This window comes from Streptomyces azureus (assembly GCF_001270025.1).
In the GTDB taxonomy this organism is placed as follows: Bacteria; Actinomycetota; Actinomycetes; order Streptomycetales; family Streptomycetaceae; genus Streptomyces; species Streptomyces azureus.
On record NZ_DF968239.1, the window covers coordinates 1 to 15945 of the forward strand.

Below are 15945 nucleotides of genomic sequence, written 5' to 3' on the forward strand. Positions count from 1 at the left end.
CGCAGCGACGATCTGGATCAGCGGCCTCTTACGAAGCCCATTGATCACAACTAAAGACAGCCCCTAGTTCGGACCTGCTGAACGCGTCTGCCGACCGTACATGGAGCGTATTCCAGCAAGGAGCGAGCGGTGGTGGGTCCGTGAGTCGTTTTGCGCTGCTGAACATGCGGCAGCGGCCCGCCTGTATGGCGGGCCGCTGTCTCAACGAGTCGTTGTGCCTCAGCGTGAGGCACTCATGATGGGTCTGCCTATAGGGCTGCTCCGGTTTCCAGGCATGGCAGAAGGGTGTCACGCATCAGCGTCGCCTGGCAGCACGACCAACACCGAGTTGGCGGTGCCCGGGAGGTAGGTACGTCAGAACGCTCTCTCGGCATCGCAGGTTGTCGGCCCGTGCCGAAGGCCGAGGTCAGGAATGGCCATGGTGATGGCTGGAGCCACTGCCGATTCTGCCTGGCTTCTGGCCGGGGGCGACCACCACGAACTGACCCATCAGGCCCTGGTCCTCGTGGTACAGAACATGGCAGTGGTACATGTACGGGAATCCGGGGTCGCTGTGGTCGCGAAATCGCAGGGCGAGGCGGATCGGCACTCCGGGCGGGGTGTGGACGGTGTCCTTCCAACCCCCGAGTTCGGGCGACGGTGGCTTCCCGCCGACGGACAGGACCTGGAACTGAACATCGTGGACATGGAAGTTGTGCGGTACCGCGTCGATGGCGGTGACTTCCCAGACCTCGGTTGTGTCCCGTGGGGCGGTGAAGTCGATGCGTCTCATGTTCATGCTCTTGCCGTTGATGGAGAAGCTCGACAGCTCGAAGGTGCGGTCGACTTTCGTGCTCGTTGTGGCCAGTGCGGATGCTTCGGCCAGTCGCTGTGGCAGCTTGGGTGAGGGTGCCAGGCGGGACGCGGCCCGCAGCTGGAGGATGTCGAGGGTGTCGTCGCCGCCGTTGAAGCGACGGTCCCAGAGGTTCAGATCGAGGTCTGGGGGGAAGCTGCGCAGGACGGCCCGCTCACCGGGCTTCAGGGTGACCACGATCTCGGCGCGCTCGGCCGGGGAGAGTTGGATGCGCCGTGTCTCGTGCGGGGCGGGCAGTAGCCCGCCGTCGGTACCGACGAGTGCGAACGGCCGGTCGTCGGCGAAGCCGAACCGGTAGAAGCGGGCGTTGGAGGCGTTGAGCAGCCGCAGGCGGATCCGCTCGGTCGTGACCCGGTGGTACGGCCCGGTGGTGCCGTTGACACAGATCAGGTCGCCGAGGATGCCCACGCCGCTCATCCGGTGTGCGCTCGTGTCGAGCTGGTTGTCGCCGTCCAGCCGCTTGTCCTGCACGATGACCGGTATGTCGTCCACGCCGTAGCGGTTTGGCAGGGCGCCGCGGGCTGCGTCCCTCACAGCGCCGTCATCGTCATCGTCGAGTATGAACATGCCCGCCATGCCGCGGTAGACGTGTCGGGCGGTCTGCTCGTGCGGATGCGGGTGGTACCAGAGGGTGGCGGCCGGCTGGTCGATGGTCCAGGTCGGGGACCAGGTCCTGCCTGGGTCGACGCCCTGGTGCGGGCCGCCGTCCATCCGCGCGGGCAGATGCATTCCGTGCCAGTGCAGGCTCGTCGTCTCCGGCAGGTCGTTGTATAGGTTCACCGCTACCGTGTCGCCGCGGGCGGCCCGCAGGGTCGGACCGAGGTAGGGGGCGTTGAGCCCCCAGGTCTCGGTCGGACGACCGGGGCGCAGGCGGTGCTCCCCTTTGGCCGCGCGCAGGTGAAACACGCGTCGGCCCGAGGAGTCTCGACGGCCGATGTCCAGTGGCGGGATGGCGAGGCGGTTGGTGAACTCGACCTCTCCGGCGGCATCGATGTCTCCCGTCGTGTACATCCACCCCACCACCCCGCCCGTGGCCGCCGCGGCGGCTGCCACGGTGCCCCCTCCGGCCTTCAACAGGGTGCGTCGGCTCATACGGCGTGTCACGTCGTGCTCCCAGGGTCGTGCGGATGTCGTCGAATCGTGTGCGGTTTGTCGTGCGAAGGAGGGCTGTGGTGGCAACGGACCGATACGTCTCGGCGGGCGGCGGGACTTCACAGGTCCAGGACTATCCGGGGGCCGTGCGCCCTCGACACGCACGGGTAAATGACGTCCCTGCGGTCGCGCTCATGGGGCTGGAGGACGTCGTCGCGGTGGTCGGGCGCCCCGTCGAGCACCCGGGTCCCGCAGCTGCCGCAGACCCCGTCCGCGCAGGAGAAGTCCAGAGTGGGCTCGACCGTCTGAAGGGCGGTCAGCAGGCTGGTGCCCCCAGGCACCGCAACGATCCTGCCGCTGCGGGCGAGTTCGGCCTCGAAGGGTGTGTCCGGTCCCGTACCGGACCGTGTGGCGGCGGCGAATCGTTCCAGGTGCAGCTGCCCGTGGGGGCAGGCCGCGGGCATGGCTGCCGCGACCGCGTCCATCAGTGGGGCGGGCCCGCAGCAGTACACCGCGACGCCACGCGGCGTGTCGGCCAGGAGTCCGGTGAGGTCGGGGCGCGGATCGGTGTCCGAGGCCGATACGAAGACCCGGTCCGGGTGGTCGCGCAGGAGATCGTAGGCGTAGGCCATGGCCCGCCGTGATCCGCCCCGGTAGACCAGTCGCCAGTCGGCGCCCCGGGAGGCCAACTGGCGGATCATCGGCAGGAGCGGTGCGATGCCGATGCCGCCCGCGATGAACCGGTAGGACGGAGCGTCGGCGAGGGGGAAGTGGTTGCGGGGGCCACGCACTGCGACAGCCACGCCGGGGGCAAGGGCGTGCGCCTCGACGGAGCCGCCGCGGCCGCGCGGTTCGCGCAGTACCGCGATCCGGTAGAGGTCCCGCCGCTCGGGATCACCGCACAGCGAGTACTGGCGTACCGTCCCCGACGGCAGGACCAGATCGACATGGGCCCCCGGCTGCCAGGCCGGCAACTCCCCGCCGTCCGGGCGCCGCAGATCCAGTTCCACGACCTGCTCGGCGGCTCGGCGGACGGCGGCCACGATCACTGGCATCTGCGCTGCGGGGACCCGCTTCGCATTCGGGCCCGCGGATCGCGCAGCGGCGGCCCGGCGGCCCCAGCGGGTCCTGCCGCCGGGCTTGAAGACGGAGAGGAACACCCCGGTCCACAGCAGAAGGGTGAAGACCAGCAGGCAGACCGTCAGGGTGAGGCCCGTGCCGCCGGGCTCCTGGGAAGACTCTAGAACCTGGAGTTCCTTAATCCATTTGTGCTCGAAGAAGGCGGCGAACAGCGGCAGGCTCAGTGCGATGACGAACTTGAGCAGCACCCACCAGTGCCGGATCAGCCCCCACGGCGTGCCCACGGCGAGGACGACACCGGTAATCAGGGCCAGTGCCATGCTCGGGATGACCAGCATGAGGTCGAACAGGTGCATGATGTCGTACGCGGTACGCCGCGTTCCGTGGTCGTCGGCGGTCAGCCCCACGACGGACATGACCGCCATCGCGAGCGACAGTCCCAGCCAGCTGACGCTGAAGCCGATGTGCAGCATCAGCCAGACCTTGCGCGCCCTGCGCCCCAACTGCCCGAAGCGCGGCTTCATCAGCACTGCCAGCACCGCCGAGGCGAGCATTCCGCCCAGCGGCTCGTAGTTGCCGAAACTGAAGAGGAACTGCAGTGGGATGAAGGCGAGGTGAAAGACGATCAGTGTGCGGCGGGCGCGGGCCCCGGACGCCGGCCGTGCCAGCGCCCATCCGGCGACGGCCACCAGCGGCGCCGCCAGCAGGTACCCGGCCACACCTGCCGTCTGGAGCACGGGGAACGCGGGATCCGGGCGCAGGTACAGGACAATGGCTGCGACCAGGCAGAAGAGGGCAAAGACGCCTTGCGCCACCCGCAGCGCACCGCTGTTCCGCCGACGCGGGTCGACGTCCGGACCGGCGCCCGGCCCGGCGATCGGGCCGGGCGTCATGGCGTGCTCCGGGTGTTGCGCGGGGCTATGGGGATTCGTATGGGACATGGCCTCAGCGTCCGGCGTGCGGCACCCCCCCGCACATCGGCCGTTCCCCGCCCGCCGATCAGCGGAAAGGCGCAGACCGTACCCGTCCGCCTACAACTAAAGACTGACCCTGGCCGGTTCGAGGTCCGGTTAGGGTCGTGCGTCATGGAACTCAGTTCCCGGTACACGGCGGTCGTCGGACGCTTCCGCCTGGTCGTCGACGTCTTGGTCGCGGTTGGTGTGGCCGTCAGCACGGCTACTCGGGACGGTGGTTCGGCGAATTTCGCGTATGTCGACTATCCCGGCGGGCAGCCGCCGCTGTGGCTGGCAGCCTCACTTGGGCTGCTGGTCGGGGCAGCGGTCTGGCAGCGACGACGCCGCCCGGAGCTGCTGCTGGTCGCTGCTCTTGCCGCCTTCGTGGCCCTGTCGGCGTGGATCGTGCTGCTGCTCGCCCAGTTCACGCTGGCGGAGCGGACGGCCTCCTGGCGCAAGACGGCGGTCGCCACCACCGCCGTTCTGGCGGTGGTGATCGTCCCGGTCTGGCGGATGGGCGGCGCCGATGCCAGCGCCCCCATGGGCTTGGCGATCGGTGTCGTCCCGGCACTGATCGGGCTGTACGTGGGGACGCGCCGCGAGTTGCTGGCGGGACTGCGCGAGCGGGCCGAGCGCGCCGAGCGCGAGCAGCAGCAGCGGGTGGAGCGGGCACGCAGTGACGAGCGTGCCCAGATCGCCCGCGACATGCATGATGTCGTCACCCACAGGGTGTCGCTGATCGTGCTGCATGCCACGGCCCTGGAGGCGACCAAAGGCGACAACGCCGTCACCATCGGCCGGCAGATCGGCGCCATCGGACGCGAGGCACTGACCGAGCTCCGCTCGCTGGTGGGCGTGCTACGCGCCGACGAGGCGGCGCCGACCGCGCCGCAGCCCGGTCTGGCCGACCTGGAGGCGTTGACCGACGCCTCGCGCCGTGCGGGCACCCCGGTCACCCTGGAGACGGCCGATGCCACCGGAGCGGCGGCCCCGGCTCTGCCTGCCCTGGTCGAGCACGCCGTCTACCGCGTGGTCCAGGAGGCCCTGAGCAACGTCCGCAAACACGCGGCAGGCGCCAGGACCCGTGTCCGGATCTCCTCCACCCCGCAGTTGCTGCACCTGACGGTGACCAATGAGCAGGGCGCCGCCGGGCCCGAGCACGGCCTGCCAAGCGGCGGACATGGCCTGCTCGGCATCGCCGAGCGGATCCGTCTCCTGGGCGGCGCCTTGGAAGCCCGGCCGACCCCCGAGGGAGGATTCGAGATCTCCGCGCAGGTCCCGCTCGATCCGAACGCGGTCAGGACGGAGACAGTCCGATGAGCGGGAGCGACCCGACACGGGTGCTGATCGTGGACGACGAGTGGATGGTGCGCTCGATGCTGCGCACCATCATGGAGTCCGCACCCGATCTGACAGTGGTGGGCGAGGCCGCCGACGGCGCCGCCGCGCAGCGCATGGCAGCGGCCCTGCGGCCCGACGTGGTCCTCATGGACATCCGCATGCCGGGGGCCGACGGGCTGACCGCCACCGAGCGGATCACACAGGCCGCCGCCGCCCCGCGCGTCGTGGTCCTCACCACCTTCGACCTGGACGACTACGTGCGCGCGGCGATCCGCAACGGCGCCGTGGGCTTTCTCCTCAAGGACGCCTCGGCGGAGGAGATGATCAACGGGGTGCGCAGCGCCGCTCGCGGCGACGCGATGCTCGCGCCGCGGGTGACCCGTCGGCTGCTGCGGCACTTCGCGGCCGACGATGCGCGCGATACGCGGGACGACCGCCGCAGGACAAAGGCCCGGGAACAGCTCCAGGTGCTGACGGCCAAGGAGCACGAGGTGCTCGCGGAACTGGGCGGCGGATTGTCCAACACCGACATCGCCGCCGCCCTCGGGATGAGCGAGGCGACGGTGAAGACCCATGTCAGCCGGATCCTCACCAAGCTCTCCTGCACCAATCGCGTCCAGGCGGCCATCCTCGCCTACCACGCCGGACTCCTCGATTGAGGCTTGATCGATGAGGCTTGACGGAGCAGGCCGCCACCACGGCCACCGTCGCCCACCTCAGGCGCGGCTCGACGACCCCCGACCCAGGGCAGCCCCGCCGGCGGCGCCTTCCAACCCCGAGTCCACCCCCTCCCCCACACCTGGGGCCCCCTCCACGCGAACGTCCCACACCACGATCGTTTTCGGCTTGCGGTTCGTATTGCCGTCGAGGTCGATGAACCTGCGTCGGTTCAGGCCGAGGTGTGTGAGCAGCTTGGTGACGGTGCGGCCACTGACCATCACGCCGGTGTCGTTGAGTGGCCGACGTCACGGATCACATTCGAATGTGATCCGTGACGTCGGCCACTTGTGCTCCCGTCGCATCGCCTCGATTCGCTGCGTGATGTCGGCGCTGGTCGCGCTCGGCTGATGGTGGCGCGTCGAGGACCGGTCGAGCAGGCCGATGTCGCCGTGCTTACGCCAGCGGTTCACCCACTTGGACGCGCATGCGCGGGAGATGCCCATCTCCGCGGCGACGTGCGCAATCGGACGGGTCTTGCAGCGTTCGATGAACCGGCGGCAGCCTTCCACGGAGAGGGGCGCGTTGGCATGGGTCATAGTTTGCCCACGAAGAAGCTGGTGCTGGCGACTGCGAGTAGCAGGTAGCCGCCCGGGAAGGCGATGTTATAGAAGGCACGTGCACGACCTGTCGGGCCAAGCTCGTTGGACGACGCATGAGCATCCCATCGCCCGACGCCCCCGCCTCCATACTGCCGGTGGTCCTCACCGACAGGAGCACCGCGGGCTGTCCGCCGGTGGCTATGCGCCGGGGCCGGTGCCGTCCTCTTCCTCGTGCTGCGCGAGGGTCTTCTGCAGGCGGGCCGCGAGGTCCTGGAAGTGAGGCGTCAGCGCGCGTTCCATCACCGTCTCGCCGCGCTCGGCTCGGATACGGGCCTCTTCCTCGTCGGACGAAGAGCTTCGGGCCCTGCCGCTGCCCACAGCGCGCGCCATCGAGCTGATCGCGTTCATCCCGGCCTCCGCCGTCGACCCGCTCCGTATCGGCCCCGGCTACTACCTCCAGCCGCAGGGCGCCGCGGCCGCCAAGCTGTACCTGGTGCTGCGGCTCGCCCTGGAGCGGGCTTCACGGGTCGCTGTCGTACGGTTCGCGTGGCACGGCCGTGAGCGGCTCGGTCTGCTCCGGGTCCGTGCCGATGTGATCGCGTTGCACGGCTTGTTGTGGCCGGACGAAATCCGCGACCCCGCCGCCGTGGTGCCCCCGCCGGTCATCTGGACGAAGACGAGATCGGGGAAGCCGTGGCGCTCATCGAGGCCATGACCCGCGACGACCCCACAGGCCCCGAGTTCACCGACCACTACAGCGAGGCGCTGCACGAGGTGACCGAGGCCAAGCGGGAAGACCGCCCACTGCCGCAGGCCCCGGAGCTGGAGGCGCGGCCGGGTCAGCTGGTGGATCTGATGGCCGCGCTGCAGGAGTCGGTCGACAAGGCCCGGGCGGCCGGGCGAGACGGGTGACGCGGACCCGCAGGAGGCGCCGGCCAAACCGGCGAAGAAGACCGCGGTGAGGAAGATGCCGGGGAAGGCGACCGCCCGGGTGGCGTCCTCGAGGGACGCCGCCCGATCGGGCGTAGGCGAGGTACACCAGCACGCTGACCTGCCCTGGTCGGGCCCGTGGTCGGGGCGTCCCGGGTCGTGGTCGGCCTGCCGGGTGTCCAGGGGCTGTCCGGGCGATCATGTGCGGCGCCAAATGACGAGGGCTGCGGCGGTGCCGAGGAAGACGTAGCCGCGCTTTCGTAGCGGGTGGCCACGGCACGAGCGGTGACGGCCCCGCCGACTCCTACCGTGTGCGTCAGACCGTGTACGAGCGAGCCCCGGTCCCGGCAAGCCTGCCGCCCTCCACGATGAGGTACTCCTGACGGATCGGGCGGTCGTCGAACCAGCACTCCAGGATTTCCCGGACGCCTGCCGCGTACCTGGCCTGCGCGGAGAGCGTCGAACCGGACACGTGCGGTGTCATGCCCTCGTGCGGCATGCTACGCCAGGGGTGGTCCTCTTCCGGCGGCTCGGGGTACCAGACGTCACCGGCGTAGCCCGCCAGATGGCCTCGTTCCAAAGCGCGTACCACGGCGTCCCGGTCGACGATCAGCGCACGGGCTGTGTTGACGATGTACGACCCGCGTTTCATGGTCGCGAGCATCTCGTCGTCGAAGAGGTTCACCGTCTTGGCGTGAAGCGGCGCGTGGATGGAGAGCACGTCGACGGCAGCCGCCAGGGACCGGGCATCCGCATGCCAGGTCAGCCCCAGCTCCCGCTCGAGGTCCGGTGGCAGCCTGTGCACGTCGTTGTAGTGCAGCTTCACATCGAACGGCTTCAGCCGGCGGAGCACTGCCAGGCCGATCCGTCCGGCGCCGAAGACGCCAACGTCCATGCCCTCCAGGTCGTAGTTCCGCGAGACGCTGTCGGCCACGTGCCAGCCTCGTCGGGCGGTGACCCACTCGTGGGCGGGCAGATAGTTGTGGACGAGAGCGAGGATCTGCATGACCGCGTGCTCCGCCACGCTGATGCTGTTGCTGTAGGTAACCTCCGCGACGGTGATGTCGTGCTCGATGGCGCTCGGAAGGTCCACGTGGTCCGAACCGATCCCGGCTGTGATCGACAGCTTTAGACGCGGGGCGCGCCGGATCCGGTCAGGGGTGAGATAGGCGGGCCAAAACGGCTGCGAGATCACCACATCGGCGCCGGGGAGTTCGCGGTCCAGCACGGAATCGGGCCCCTCTTTGTCGGGGGTGACGACCAGTGTGTGGCCCCGTTCCTCCAGGAACGTGCGCAGACCGAGTTCGCCGGAGACGCAGCCGACCAGCTCACCCGGCTTGAAGCCGATGCTCCGGGGGGTGGGCGCCGTCTGCCCTCCGGGGTAGCCGCTGATGACAGGGATCTCGTCTCGGGCATACCTGGGCGGGTAGCCGTCAACGGGATCCGGATAGAGAACCGTGAGTATCTTTGCCATGGCCGTACTCCCGCCAAGGCCAGCCACACGCGTGGCCCGGTAACCGCGCATTCGCTCCGGCCGACCTTCCTGTCCAGCGCCGAGTGCCCGGGCCCGCCGCACAACAAACGAGCCCGAACACGCTGATCACCGCGCCGTCCCACTGCGGAGGGACCGAAGGCCGCAAGACCGCGGTCAGCGCGCGGTGACCACCTGAAGCCGACCGATCCCCCACCATGCCCAGCCAACGCACCAACCGGTTACGGGAAAACCTTTAGGTTCAGCGTCGCCCCGCCAGCCAGACCAAGCTGCCCGCGATCACGAGGGCAATACCCTCGACGATCAGCACGCGGGCAACGCTCCAACTTGTCCACGCTGACACCGCGAAGGCCAGACCTGCAAGAAGCATGGTGGCGAGAATCAGGACTGAGGGCCTCACCTGGGGCCCGTGCTGTGGCGGGATCAGGTCAGACCGGACGCTTCGACCCGCTTGCGTGTATCGTCCGGTCCGTAAAACAGCCAGGGGTTGATTACATTTCCGCCCGCCGAGTCCGCAATGGCGCGATGTTTCACCTTTTTGACCTCTGGCGAGCGATCGCCATGACCGTGAGTGCAATTCCGCCGATGCTTGCCAGCACTCCGGCACCTATGAGCACATAGTTCTGACTCAGAGTGCCCAAGATGATGCAGAACACTCCGAACGCAGTACCGATCACTACGAACAATGTCAGCTTCTTAGCTGGGCTGATGGACATGGCACTCTTCTCTTTGATGTCCGTGAACGTTTTCGTTTTGTCCGTGCAGAAGTTGTTGTGCTCGCATTTTCGGGTGGCAGCGCCCGAACAGGAGCTACCACCCGAAGGCTCTTCCTCTTGAGTTCTGTTACATCAGTGCGCGACCGTTCTGGTCATCTTGTTACCCATAGGAGATGATGTCTGCTCCTATCAGGGCCGCCCCTGCACCCGCACCGCAGGCGAGAACCCCGGCCGCCACACCACCTGGCGCTCCGAAGAATCCAGTTGCTGCTGTAAGGATGCCGGTTTCACCGGCTGCGCCGATACCAGCCAGGCATCCAGTGGCGGCGCTGAAGATCTTCTCACCCACATCGAGAGCATCCGAGAAGCTGAAAAGGCCGGTCGGATCACTGTTGTTGATGAAGTCGCCTGCCGCGTAAAGGAACCGGTTGGACTCCTGCCCCGACGGGTCCGGTTGAGTGAAGCGGCCAAGGGCCGGGTCGTAGTAACGGTGGCCCATCTTGTACAGGCCGGTCGGATCCAGGTGGGCGCCGGTGTAGCGGTGCGGCTGGGGGGTGGCTTCGGTGGTGGTGCCGCGGGGCAGGCCGGTGGGGCCGTAGGCGTAGGTGTGGGTGCGCTTGCCGGTGTCGTCTGCGAGGCCGAGGACGTTGCCGGTGGCGTCGGTGAGGTAGTAGTAGGACTTCCCCCCAGTCGTCATGGAGTTCAAGGTGCCCGCCGGTTCGCGGATGAATCCGGTGTCGACGCCGTTCGTCGTCGTGGACGCCAGGCCGAGTGCGGTGTGGTGGAACCAGGTCGAACCCAGCTTCGTGCGCTCGGAGTTGTCCGTGCCCGCGTGGACCAGGTCGTAGGTCTTGCCGCCCGCGGTGATGCCGGAGAGCTGGCTGTGGTCCGTCCAGGTCTCGTCGGTGCGGGCGGTGGTGCTCGCTGCGCCGGTTTCGTTGCCGAGCTTGTCGTAGGACCAGCCCGTGGTGGAGCCGTTCTTCGCGGTCAGTTCGGAGGCGTCGTCGTAGGAGTAGGTGGTGCCGCCGGGGCAGGCGCTCTTGCTGCCGTCCTGGGAGGTGAGGTTGCCCGCCTTGTCCCAGCAGTACAGCCACGACGCCTTCCGCGCGCCCGCGGGATCGGCTTCCAGGGCGTAGCGCAGGCGGTCCTGGGAGTCGTAGTCGTAGGTGGTCTTGTACTTGGTGAGGTTGTCGGTGCGGGTGCGGATCTTGGTGGTGTCCTTGCCCGCGGAGTTCTTGTAGCTGTAGGCCAGGTCGATCAGCGTCGTCGTCCCGGATGTGGTTTTGACGGCTTCGGGGCGGCCGTTGTCGTCGATGCCGACGGCTTGGGTGGTGCCGCCGGGGTAGACGGTCTTGGTGCGCTTGTCGTTTTTGTTGTAGTCGAAGTCGGTCTTCTTGCCGTCCGGGGCGGTCAGGTAATCCAGGCGGCCGGCTTTGTCCCAGGTGTAGTCGGTCTTGCCGGTCGGATCGGTGTAGTAGTCGACGTCGCCGCCCGGGGTGTAGGCGAGGGCGGTCTGGGCGCCGTTCTGCAGGGTGCGGACGCTTTCGCGGTTGAGCTTGTCGTAGTCCCAGCCCGTGGTGCCGGAGGCGTCGGTGCGGGATTTGACGTTGCCGTCGCCGTCGTAGGAGTAGGTGACCGTGGCGTTGGTGGAGGACACCTTCGTCACGCGGTCGCGGTTGTCGTATGTGTAGACGGTTTTGATGCCGCGTCCGTCGGTGACGGTCTCCACCCGGCCGAGTGCGTCGTAGGTGTACTCCGTTTTGCCCAGCGGAGCCGGCGGGGTGACCGTCTTGAGGTTGCCCTTGGCGTCGTACTCGAAGGAGGTGACCTTGCTGTTGCCGTCCTTCGCGGTGCAGCGCTGGCCTTCGAAGCCGCCGCAGGTCGGGGTGTCCTTGTTGTAGGTGTACTCGCGGATCGCGCCGGCGGTACCGGTCGTGGTCACCGACATGGTGTTGCCGTTGGTGTCGTACTTGAAGGTGTCCTTGCGGCCGTCCGCGCTGGTGAAGTCGTTCGGCAGATCAGTGCCGGCGATCGTCTGGTATTCCGTCACGGAAGCCGTCGCCCCCAGCGGGAGCCGCTGGGAGATGGCGTTGTTGCGGTCGTCCCAGCCGTAGGTGGTGGTGTTGCCGCCCGTGCCGTCCGTTCCCGAGCCCATCGCGTCGATGGCGGTCTGAAGAAGATGGTTGGTGTACTTCGAGTGGCGGGAGTGTCCCAGGGGGTCGGTGACCTTGGTGACCTCACCGTCCGCGTTGTGCAGGTACTTGGTGGCATCCCCGTCGGGGTCGGTCACCGTGGTGGTGCCCGCGTCGGACGGGGTGGCGGCCGTGTAGTCGTAGCGCCACGTCGGACCCGTGTGGCCAGCGCTCGAGGACTCGGTGGCGCGCTGCATGGAGGAGACGCGGTTGTGGGCGTCATAGGTGAACAGCGTGACGGTGCCCTCGGGAGTGGTCACCTTGGTCAGCCGGCGTGAGGAGTCGTACTCGTAGGCGGTGGCCTTGCCGTCGGTGTCGGTGACCTTCGCCAGGTTGCCAGCCGCGTCCAGGCCGAACACGGCCGTGCGGCCGGTGTGGTCCTTGGCCTGCCACTGGCTGGGGTCCGTCTTGACCAGGTCGACCCAACGACCCGAGCGGGTCTCGATGAGCTTGAAGCCCTTGTGCTCACTGCCCTCGTCGTGCTGGTCGACGGTGATCACGCCGTCGTTCTTGTCCGTGACCTTCGTCAGCGTGCCGTGCTCGTTGAAGGTGTCACGGGTGCCCGACTTGCGGTCGGTCAGGGTGTAGGTGCCGTCCTCGTTCCTCTTCAAGTCCTTGGAGTAGCCCGTCGGCGTGGTGTAGCCGCCAGTGCTCGTCTCCTTGAACCGCAGCGTGTTGCCGGTGGCGTCGAAGACGACCACCTCCCCGTCACCGACCTGGAGGTAGCGCTCGTAGGCCTGCCACCAGCGCTGCGACACCTTCCCCCACGGCGCCTCGAGGGAGTTGTACGTCCGGGTGAGCTGGAGCTTTTGGCCGACACCGGCGATATCGAAGTCGGTCGCGGCGAGCATCAGGTTGCCGTTGGAGACGTTCACCCGCGCCACCAACGCATCATTCAGACGCGTGTCGATGACACGGTGCCAGGGCACATCGCCCTGCCCCTCCGGGGTGTAGGTCGTGGCCTCGGCAGCGGCCACCGCACGCTGGGCACCGGCCTTACCGCTCGTACGGGCCTGCTGCGCAGCCCGCCAGGCGGCGACCTCCGCCGACGGCTTGGCCTCTGCCTCCGACTTCGGCGCCTGCACCGGCCCGGCCGGCGTCACGGGAGCCTCCACCTTCGTCGGCCGCGTCCACGGACTGGCCGGCTCCGGTAACTCCGACTTCGGCGTCACCGCCAGCCCCGGTGCCGCAGTGACCACCAGCGCGACAGTCGTGATGGCAGAGACGAGAACGGTTCTGTGCGTTCTTCGGGCACGCCGCAGCGACGTGCTTCCAGCACGTGAATGCATCAGCTTCCCCCACAGGAAGTCAGACAGACAGTCAGAACCGGTGACCCATTCGGTCACCTCGGCCACACAAGCTGTCACGAGACGCACATAAACCGACGAGCCGTGCCCCGCAACATCCGTCTCATGCGGGCCGGAATCAGCCCCACCACTTCAACTGGGCGAATGCGGACACTGTGGAGTAACCCGTGACTACCCAAAGGGGGAATTGTCCATTCCGTTACCAATCCAGGCGGGCACACTGACCGAAATCCTTCGACTGCATCTAAATCAGCGCATCTCGTGCTACTACTGACTGCTTTTCGGTCAAGTTCAGACTTAGCTGGGATATGCGCAGAGAGCGCTTACCGGCCCTTGGATGCGAAACCGCACCGGCACAACTTGTCTCAGAGCCAGCGCACAGCAAGCGGGGTTGCTGGGAAAGCCGAGCTGCTGGACGGACAGGCGTCGGTCGTCGCTGGCCTTCCGGGGCTGTTGGGGATCGCGGACGACGACTGGATCGCGCAGGGAACGGCGGATTTCCTGCGTGCCGGGGTTGGGCACCCCGCCTTCCGGCTGGTCAAGTAGCCGAGGCGGACCTGCCAGGTGCGCACGACGTCGTGGAGCGGGCTGAGGCTGTAGCTGAGCCGGGAATCCGGTCAGCTTCGCAGTCGCCTGGATCAGATGACATCGCACTTCTCAAGCGGAGTCGTCCTCGCCTGCGGTACACCCTCGGCCCCCCTCCGGAGCACGATCGAGTAGCAGCGATAGGCCCGGGAGTACGACACGCCGAACATGCTGGTGTCCTCGTACTCCCCGAAGAAGCGGACGGTGGTGGTCAGCGAGCCTCCCGACCGCGCGTAAGAGATGAGCCTGCCGTCGTGCCGCTCGGCGATGCCGCGCACGGCTTCCCGGCCGGGAAAGCCGTCCGGGACCGCCGCCACGTCACGCGCGTACGACCGGGCCAGGGCGGCTGTCCTGTCCAGGGCTCTTGCCTCGTTTCGGTCGTTCGCACGTTCCTGGCGGTAGAGCATGACCATGAGAACCGAGGCCACGATCAGCACCGCCACGATGGGCACCATGACGGCGGCGAGACACCCTGGGGACGGCACCGTGACGCGGTCGTGCCGCGCCACGGTGCCGTGATCGGACATACTCGCGCTCACCGGTCCTGTCGTGTGGCGGCTGCCAGAGGGCCGGCCGTCATGAACGCTTGCGCGTAGGCGCTGGTCCCCGGTCTGGTTCGGGTGGTAGCTCGCTTGCGCATGAAGATGTCCTCTGTCGGAGATGCGGACAGGTGAGAGAGGAAAGAGGCTCAGTTGCCCAGGGTCGTGCCGAACGCCGGGGCGCCCGAGGTGGAGACGCCGGTGGCGGACGGGCCGAACACCGAACCGTTCGTCAGGCCCTTGAAGAACCAGACCGCGCCGTCGCCCCCGTCCTCGCCCGGGCCCGCGACCGTGAGGTCCGCCTTGCCGTCCTTGACCGTGTCGGCGAGCAGGACGCGGCCGCCGAAGCGGTCGTTGTCCTCCGAGGTGCCGGGGACGCCTGACGTGGACTGGGAGAGGGTGAGCGCGCCGGTCGCCGAGAATCCGGTCTTGCTGCCGTAGAGGATCGTCACCGTGCCGGTGTCCTCTGAGTTGCCGAAGGACTCGTAGGTCGCCCCGACCGCGAGGTCCGCGTGTCCGTCGCCGTTGATGTCGCCGAGCGAGACACCTCCGCCGAAGCCATCGCCGGACTCCGAGGTGCCAGGGACGCCCGTCGTGGCCTGGGTGTATGAGGCGGTCTTGCGGGTCTCGGTGAACTGGGCCTCCGGAGCGCCGTACACGAGGGTGACCTTGCCGCCGAGTGCGCCCGAGGGATCGGCCGCGCTCTCCCGGTGGTTGCCGGCCACGACGTCGGCGTAACCGTCCTTGTTGACGTCGGCGACCCAGGAGACGTAGCCGCCCGGGAGGTACTCCAGCCAGTCGGTGAAGTTGGTGATCCGGCCGTCGGCCCAGGCCGTGATCGCGTCGTCGGTGCCCTTGGCACGACCGTGGACGATGAGACTATCGAAGCCGGCGCCCAGCACGTCGCCCGAGGACAGGTACTCGACGCCGTACGTGTCGTCGAACGGCCGCGACCCGTGGCCCATGCCCGCGGACGTGGAACCGCTCATATGGTCGCCGGACCGGGCGAACGGGCCCTTCATGATCTGGATGTTGGAGTTCCCTGTGGCGCCCACCGCGACGTCGTCGTCCCCGTCGCCGTCGAAGTCCCCGGCCGTCAGGGCCTGTCCGTAGTGGTCGCGGTCGTTGGAGATGATGTTCTCGACGGTCGAGGCGCCGGACAGCCCCGCCGAGCCGCCCCAGACGATCACGACCGTGCCGTCGTCGGGATCGGGATTGACCTCGTAGCCGATGTCCTCGCCCGGGGCGCCGACGACCAGGTCCGCGTAGCCGTCGCAGTCCAGGTCAGCCGACGTGACCGCCTTGCCGAAGGCGTCCGAGGTCTCCGCGCTGCCGGGGACACCGGTCGAGTTCTGCGTGATGGTCTGGTACTTCGTCGTCCTCAGGCCGGTGGACGAGCCGTAGACGACGGACACCGCCCCCGCCTTCGTCTTGCCGCCGACCGTGGCACCCGGCGCGCCGACCGCGAGATCGCGGTACCCGTCGCCGTTGAAGTCATACGGAGCCGCTGGGGTCGCCGCGTGGGCGGCAGGAACCGCCAGGGCGAGCGGAGTCAGGCCGGAGGCGAGGAGGCAAGCGGCCATCAGGAACGGGCGTGTGCGCAAGA

At 68.1% G+C, this 15945-nt stretch carries 12 protein-coding genes and 1 pseudogene; 5 read left to right on the top strand and 8 right to left on the bottom strand.

Annotated features, from left to right (window positions below):
* Positions 1 to 406: 406 nt before the first annotated feature.
* Complete coding sequence (locus tag AOQ53_RS11295; RefSeq protein WP_236711658.1) at positions 407 to 1906, bottom strand: multicopper oxidase family protein; 1500 nt, start codon at positions 1904 to 1906, stop codon at positions 407 to 409.
* Between the two features lie 158 nt (positions 1907 to 2064).
* Entirely contained in the window at positions 2065 to 3918 is a 1854-nt protein-coding gene (locus AOQ53_RS11300; RefSeq protein ID WP_078945264.1) for a PDR/VanB family oxidoreductase, read from the bottom strand.
* Positions 3919 to 4110: 192 nt separating this feature from the next.
* On the opposite strand from AOQ53_RS11300, the gene AOQ53_RS11305 reads away from it, so the two are divergent.
* Positions 4111 to 5298, top strand: coding sequence for a sensor histidine kinase (locus AOQ53_RS11305; protein ID WP_059416878.1), 1188 nt, complete (start codon positions 4111 to 4113; stop codon positions 5296 to 5298).
* Entirely contained in the window at positions 5295 to 5978 is a 684-nt protein-coding gene (locus AOQ53_RS11310) for a response regulator (RefSeq protein WP_059416879.1), read from the top strand. The genes AOQ53_RS11305 and AOQ53_RS11310 overlap by 4 nt, the downstream gene beginning before the upstream one ends.
* 171 nt (positions 5979 to 6149) lie before the next feature.
* Here the strand turns inward: AOQ53_RS11310 and AOQ53_RS11320 are convergent.
* Together AOQ53_RS11320 and AOQ53_RS46060 are read right to left on the bottom strand one after the other, a co-directional pair.
* Positions 6150 to 6575: pseudogene (locus tag AOQ53_RS11320) on the bottom strand (helix-turn-helix domain-containing protein); the annotation flags it as partial.
* Between the two features lie 201 nt (positions 6576 to 6776).
* Complete coding sequence (locus AOQ53_RS46060; protein WP_059416882.1) at positions 6777 to 6986, bottom strand: hypothetical protein; 210 nt, start codon at positions 6984 to 6986, stop codon at positions 6777 to 6779.
* On the opposite strand from AOQ53_RS46060, the gene AOQ53_RS46065 reads away from it, so the two are divergent.
* Entirely contained in the window at positions 6976 to 7293 is a 318-nt protein-coding gene (locus AOQ53_RS46065; protein ID WP_236711661.1) for a Ku protein, read from the top strand. The two genes, AOQ53_RS46060 and AOQ53_RS46065, sit on opposite strands and share 11 nt — an antisense overlap.
* Positions 7272 to 7490 carry a Ku family protein gene (locus AOQ53_RS46070; RefSeq protein WP_059416883.1) on the top strand — a complete coding sequence of 73 codons (219 nt, stop codon included), beginning with the start codon at positions 7272 to 7274 and terminating at the stop codon, positions 7488 to 7490. The genes AOQ53_RS46065 and AOQ53_RS46070 overlap by 22 nt, the downstream gene beginning before the upstream one ends.
* 334 nt (positions 7491 to 7824) lie before the next feature.
* Here AOQ53_RS46070 and AOQ53_RS11335 read toward each other — a convergent pair whose 3' ends face one another.
* Together AOQ53_RS11335 and AOQ53_RS11340 are read right to left on the bottom strand one after the other, a co-directional pair.
* Complete coding sequence (locus tag AOQ53_RS11335) at positions 7825 to 8982, bottom strand: NAD-dependent formate dehydrogenase (RefSeq protein ID WP_059416884.1); 1158 nt, start codon at positions 8980 to 8982, stop codon at positions 7825 to 7827.
* An 894-nt stretch (positions 8983 to 9876) separates the two neighbouring features.
* Positions 9877 to 13197 (bottom strand): RHS repeat-associated core domain-containing protein, encoded by a 3321-nt coding sequence (locus AOQ53_RS11340; RefSeq protein WP_078945268.1) that lies wholly within the window; start codon positions 13195 to 13197, stop codon positions 9877 to 9879.
* A 279-nt stretch (positions 13198 to 13476) separates the two neighbouring features.
* On the opposite strand from AOQ53_RS11340, the gene AOQ53_RS48025 reads away from it, so the two are divergent.
* Positions 13477 to 13761 (top strand): DUF6368 family protein, encoded by a 285-nt coding sequence (locus AOQ53_RS48025; RefSeq protein ID WP_408055151.1) that lies wholly within the window; start codon positions 13477 to 13479, stop codon positions 13759 to 13761.
* Positions 13762 to 13853: 92 nt separating this feature from the next.
* Here the strand turns inward: AOQ53_RS48025 and AOQ53_RS11345 are convergent, their stop codons facing one another.
* Positions 13854 to 14327, bottom strand: coding sequence for a hypothetical protein (locus AOQ53_RS11345; protein WP_059416885.1), 474 nt, complete (start codon positions 14325 to 14327; stop codon positions 13854 to 13856).
* 161 nt (positions 14328 to 14488) lie between these two features.
* The gene (locus AOQ53_RS11350; RefSeq protein ID WP_099054576.1) at positions 14489 to 15943 is read right to left on the bottom strand and encodes an FG-GAP-like repeat-containing protein; all 1455 of its coding nucleotides are present in this window, start codon (positions 15941 to 15943) and stop codon (positions 14489 to 14491) included.
* Between the last annotated feature and the right edge of the window lie 2 nt (positions 15944 to 15945).

Bases quoted from the DNA above. Each gene is read 5' to 3' on its own strand.
- AOQ53_RS11300 (WP_078945264.1), bottom strand. From the start codon at position 3,918: ATGACGCCCGGCCCGATCGCCGGGCCGGGCGCCGGTCCGGACGTCGAC.
- AOQ53_RS11305 (WP_059416878.1), top strand. From the start codon at position 4,111: ATGGAACTCAGTTCCCGGTACACGGCGGTCGTCGGACGCTTCCGCCTG.
- AOQ53_RS11310 (WP_059416879.1), top strand. From the start codon at position 5,295: ATGAGCGGGAGCGACCCGACACGGGTGCTGATCGTGGACGACGAGTGG.
- AOQ53_RS46060 (WP_059416882.1), bottom strand. From the start codon at position 6,986: ATGAACGCGATCAGCTCGATGGCGCGCGCTGTGGGCAGCGGCAGGGCC.
- AOQ53_RS11335 (WP_059416884.1), bottom strand. From the start codon at position 8,982: ATGGCAAAGATACTCACGGTTCTCTATCCGGATCCCGTTGACGGCTAC.
- AOQ53_RS11340 (WP_078945268.1), bottom strand. From the start codon at position 13,197: ATGCATTCACGTGCTGGAAGCACGTCGCTGCGGCGTGCCCGAAGAACG.
- AOQ53_RS11345 (WP_059416885.1), bottom strand. From the start codon at position 14,327: ATGTCCGATCACGGCACCGTGGCGCGGCACGACCGCGTCACGGTGCCG.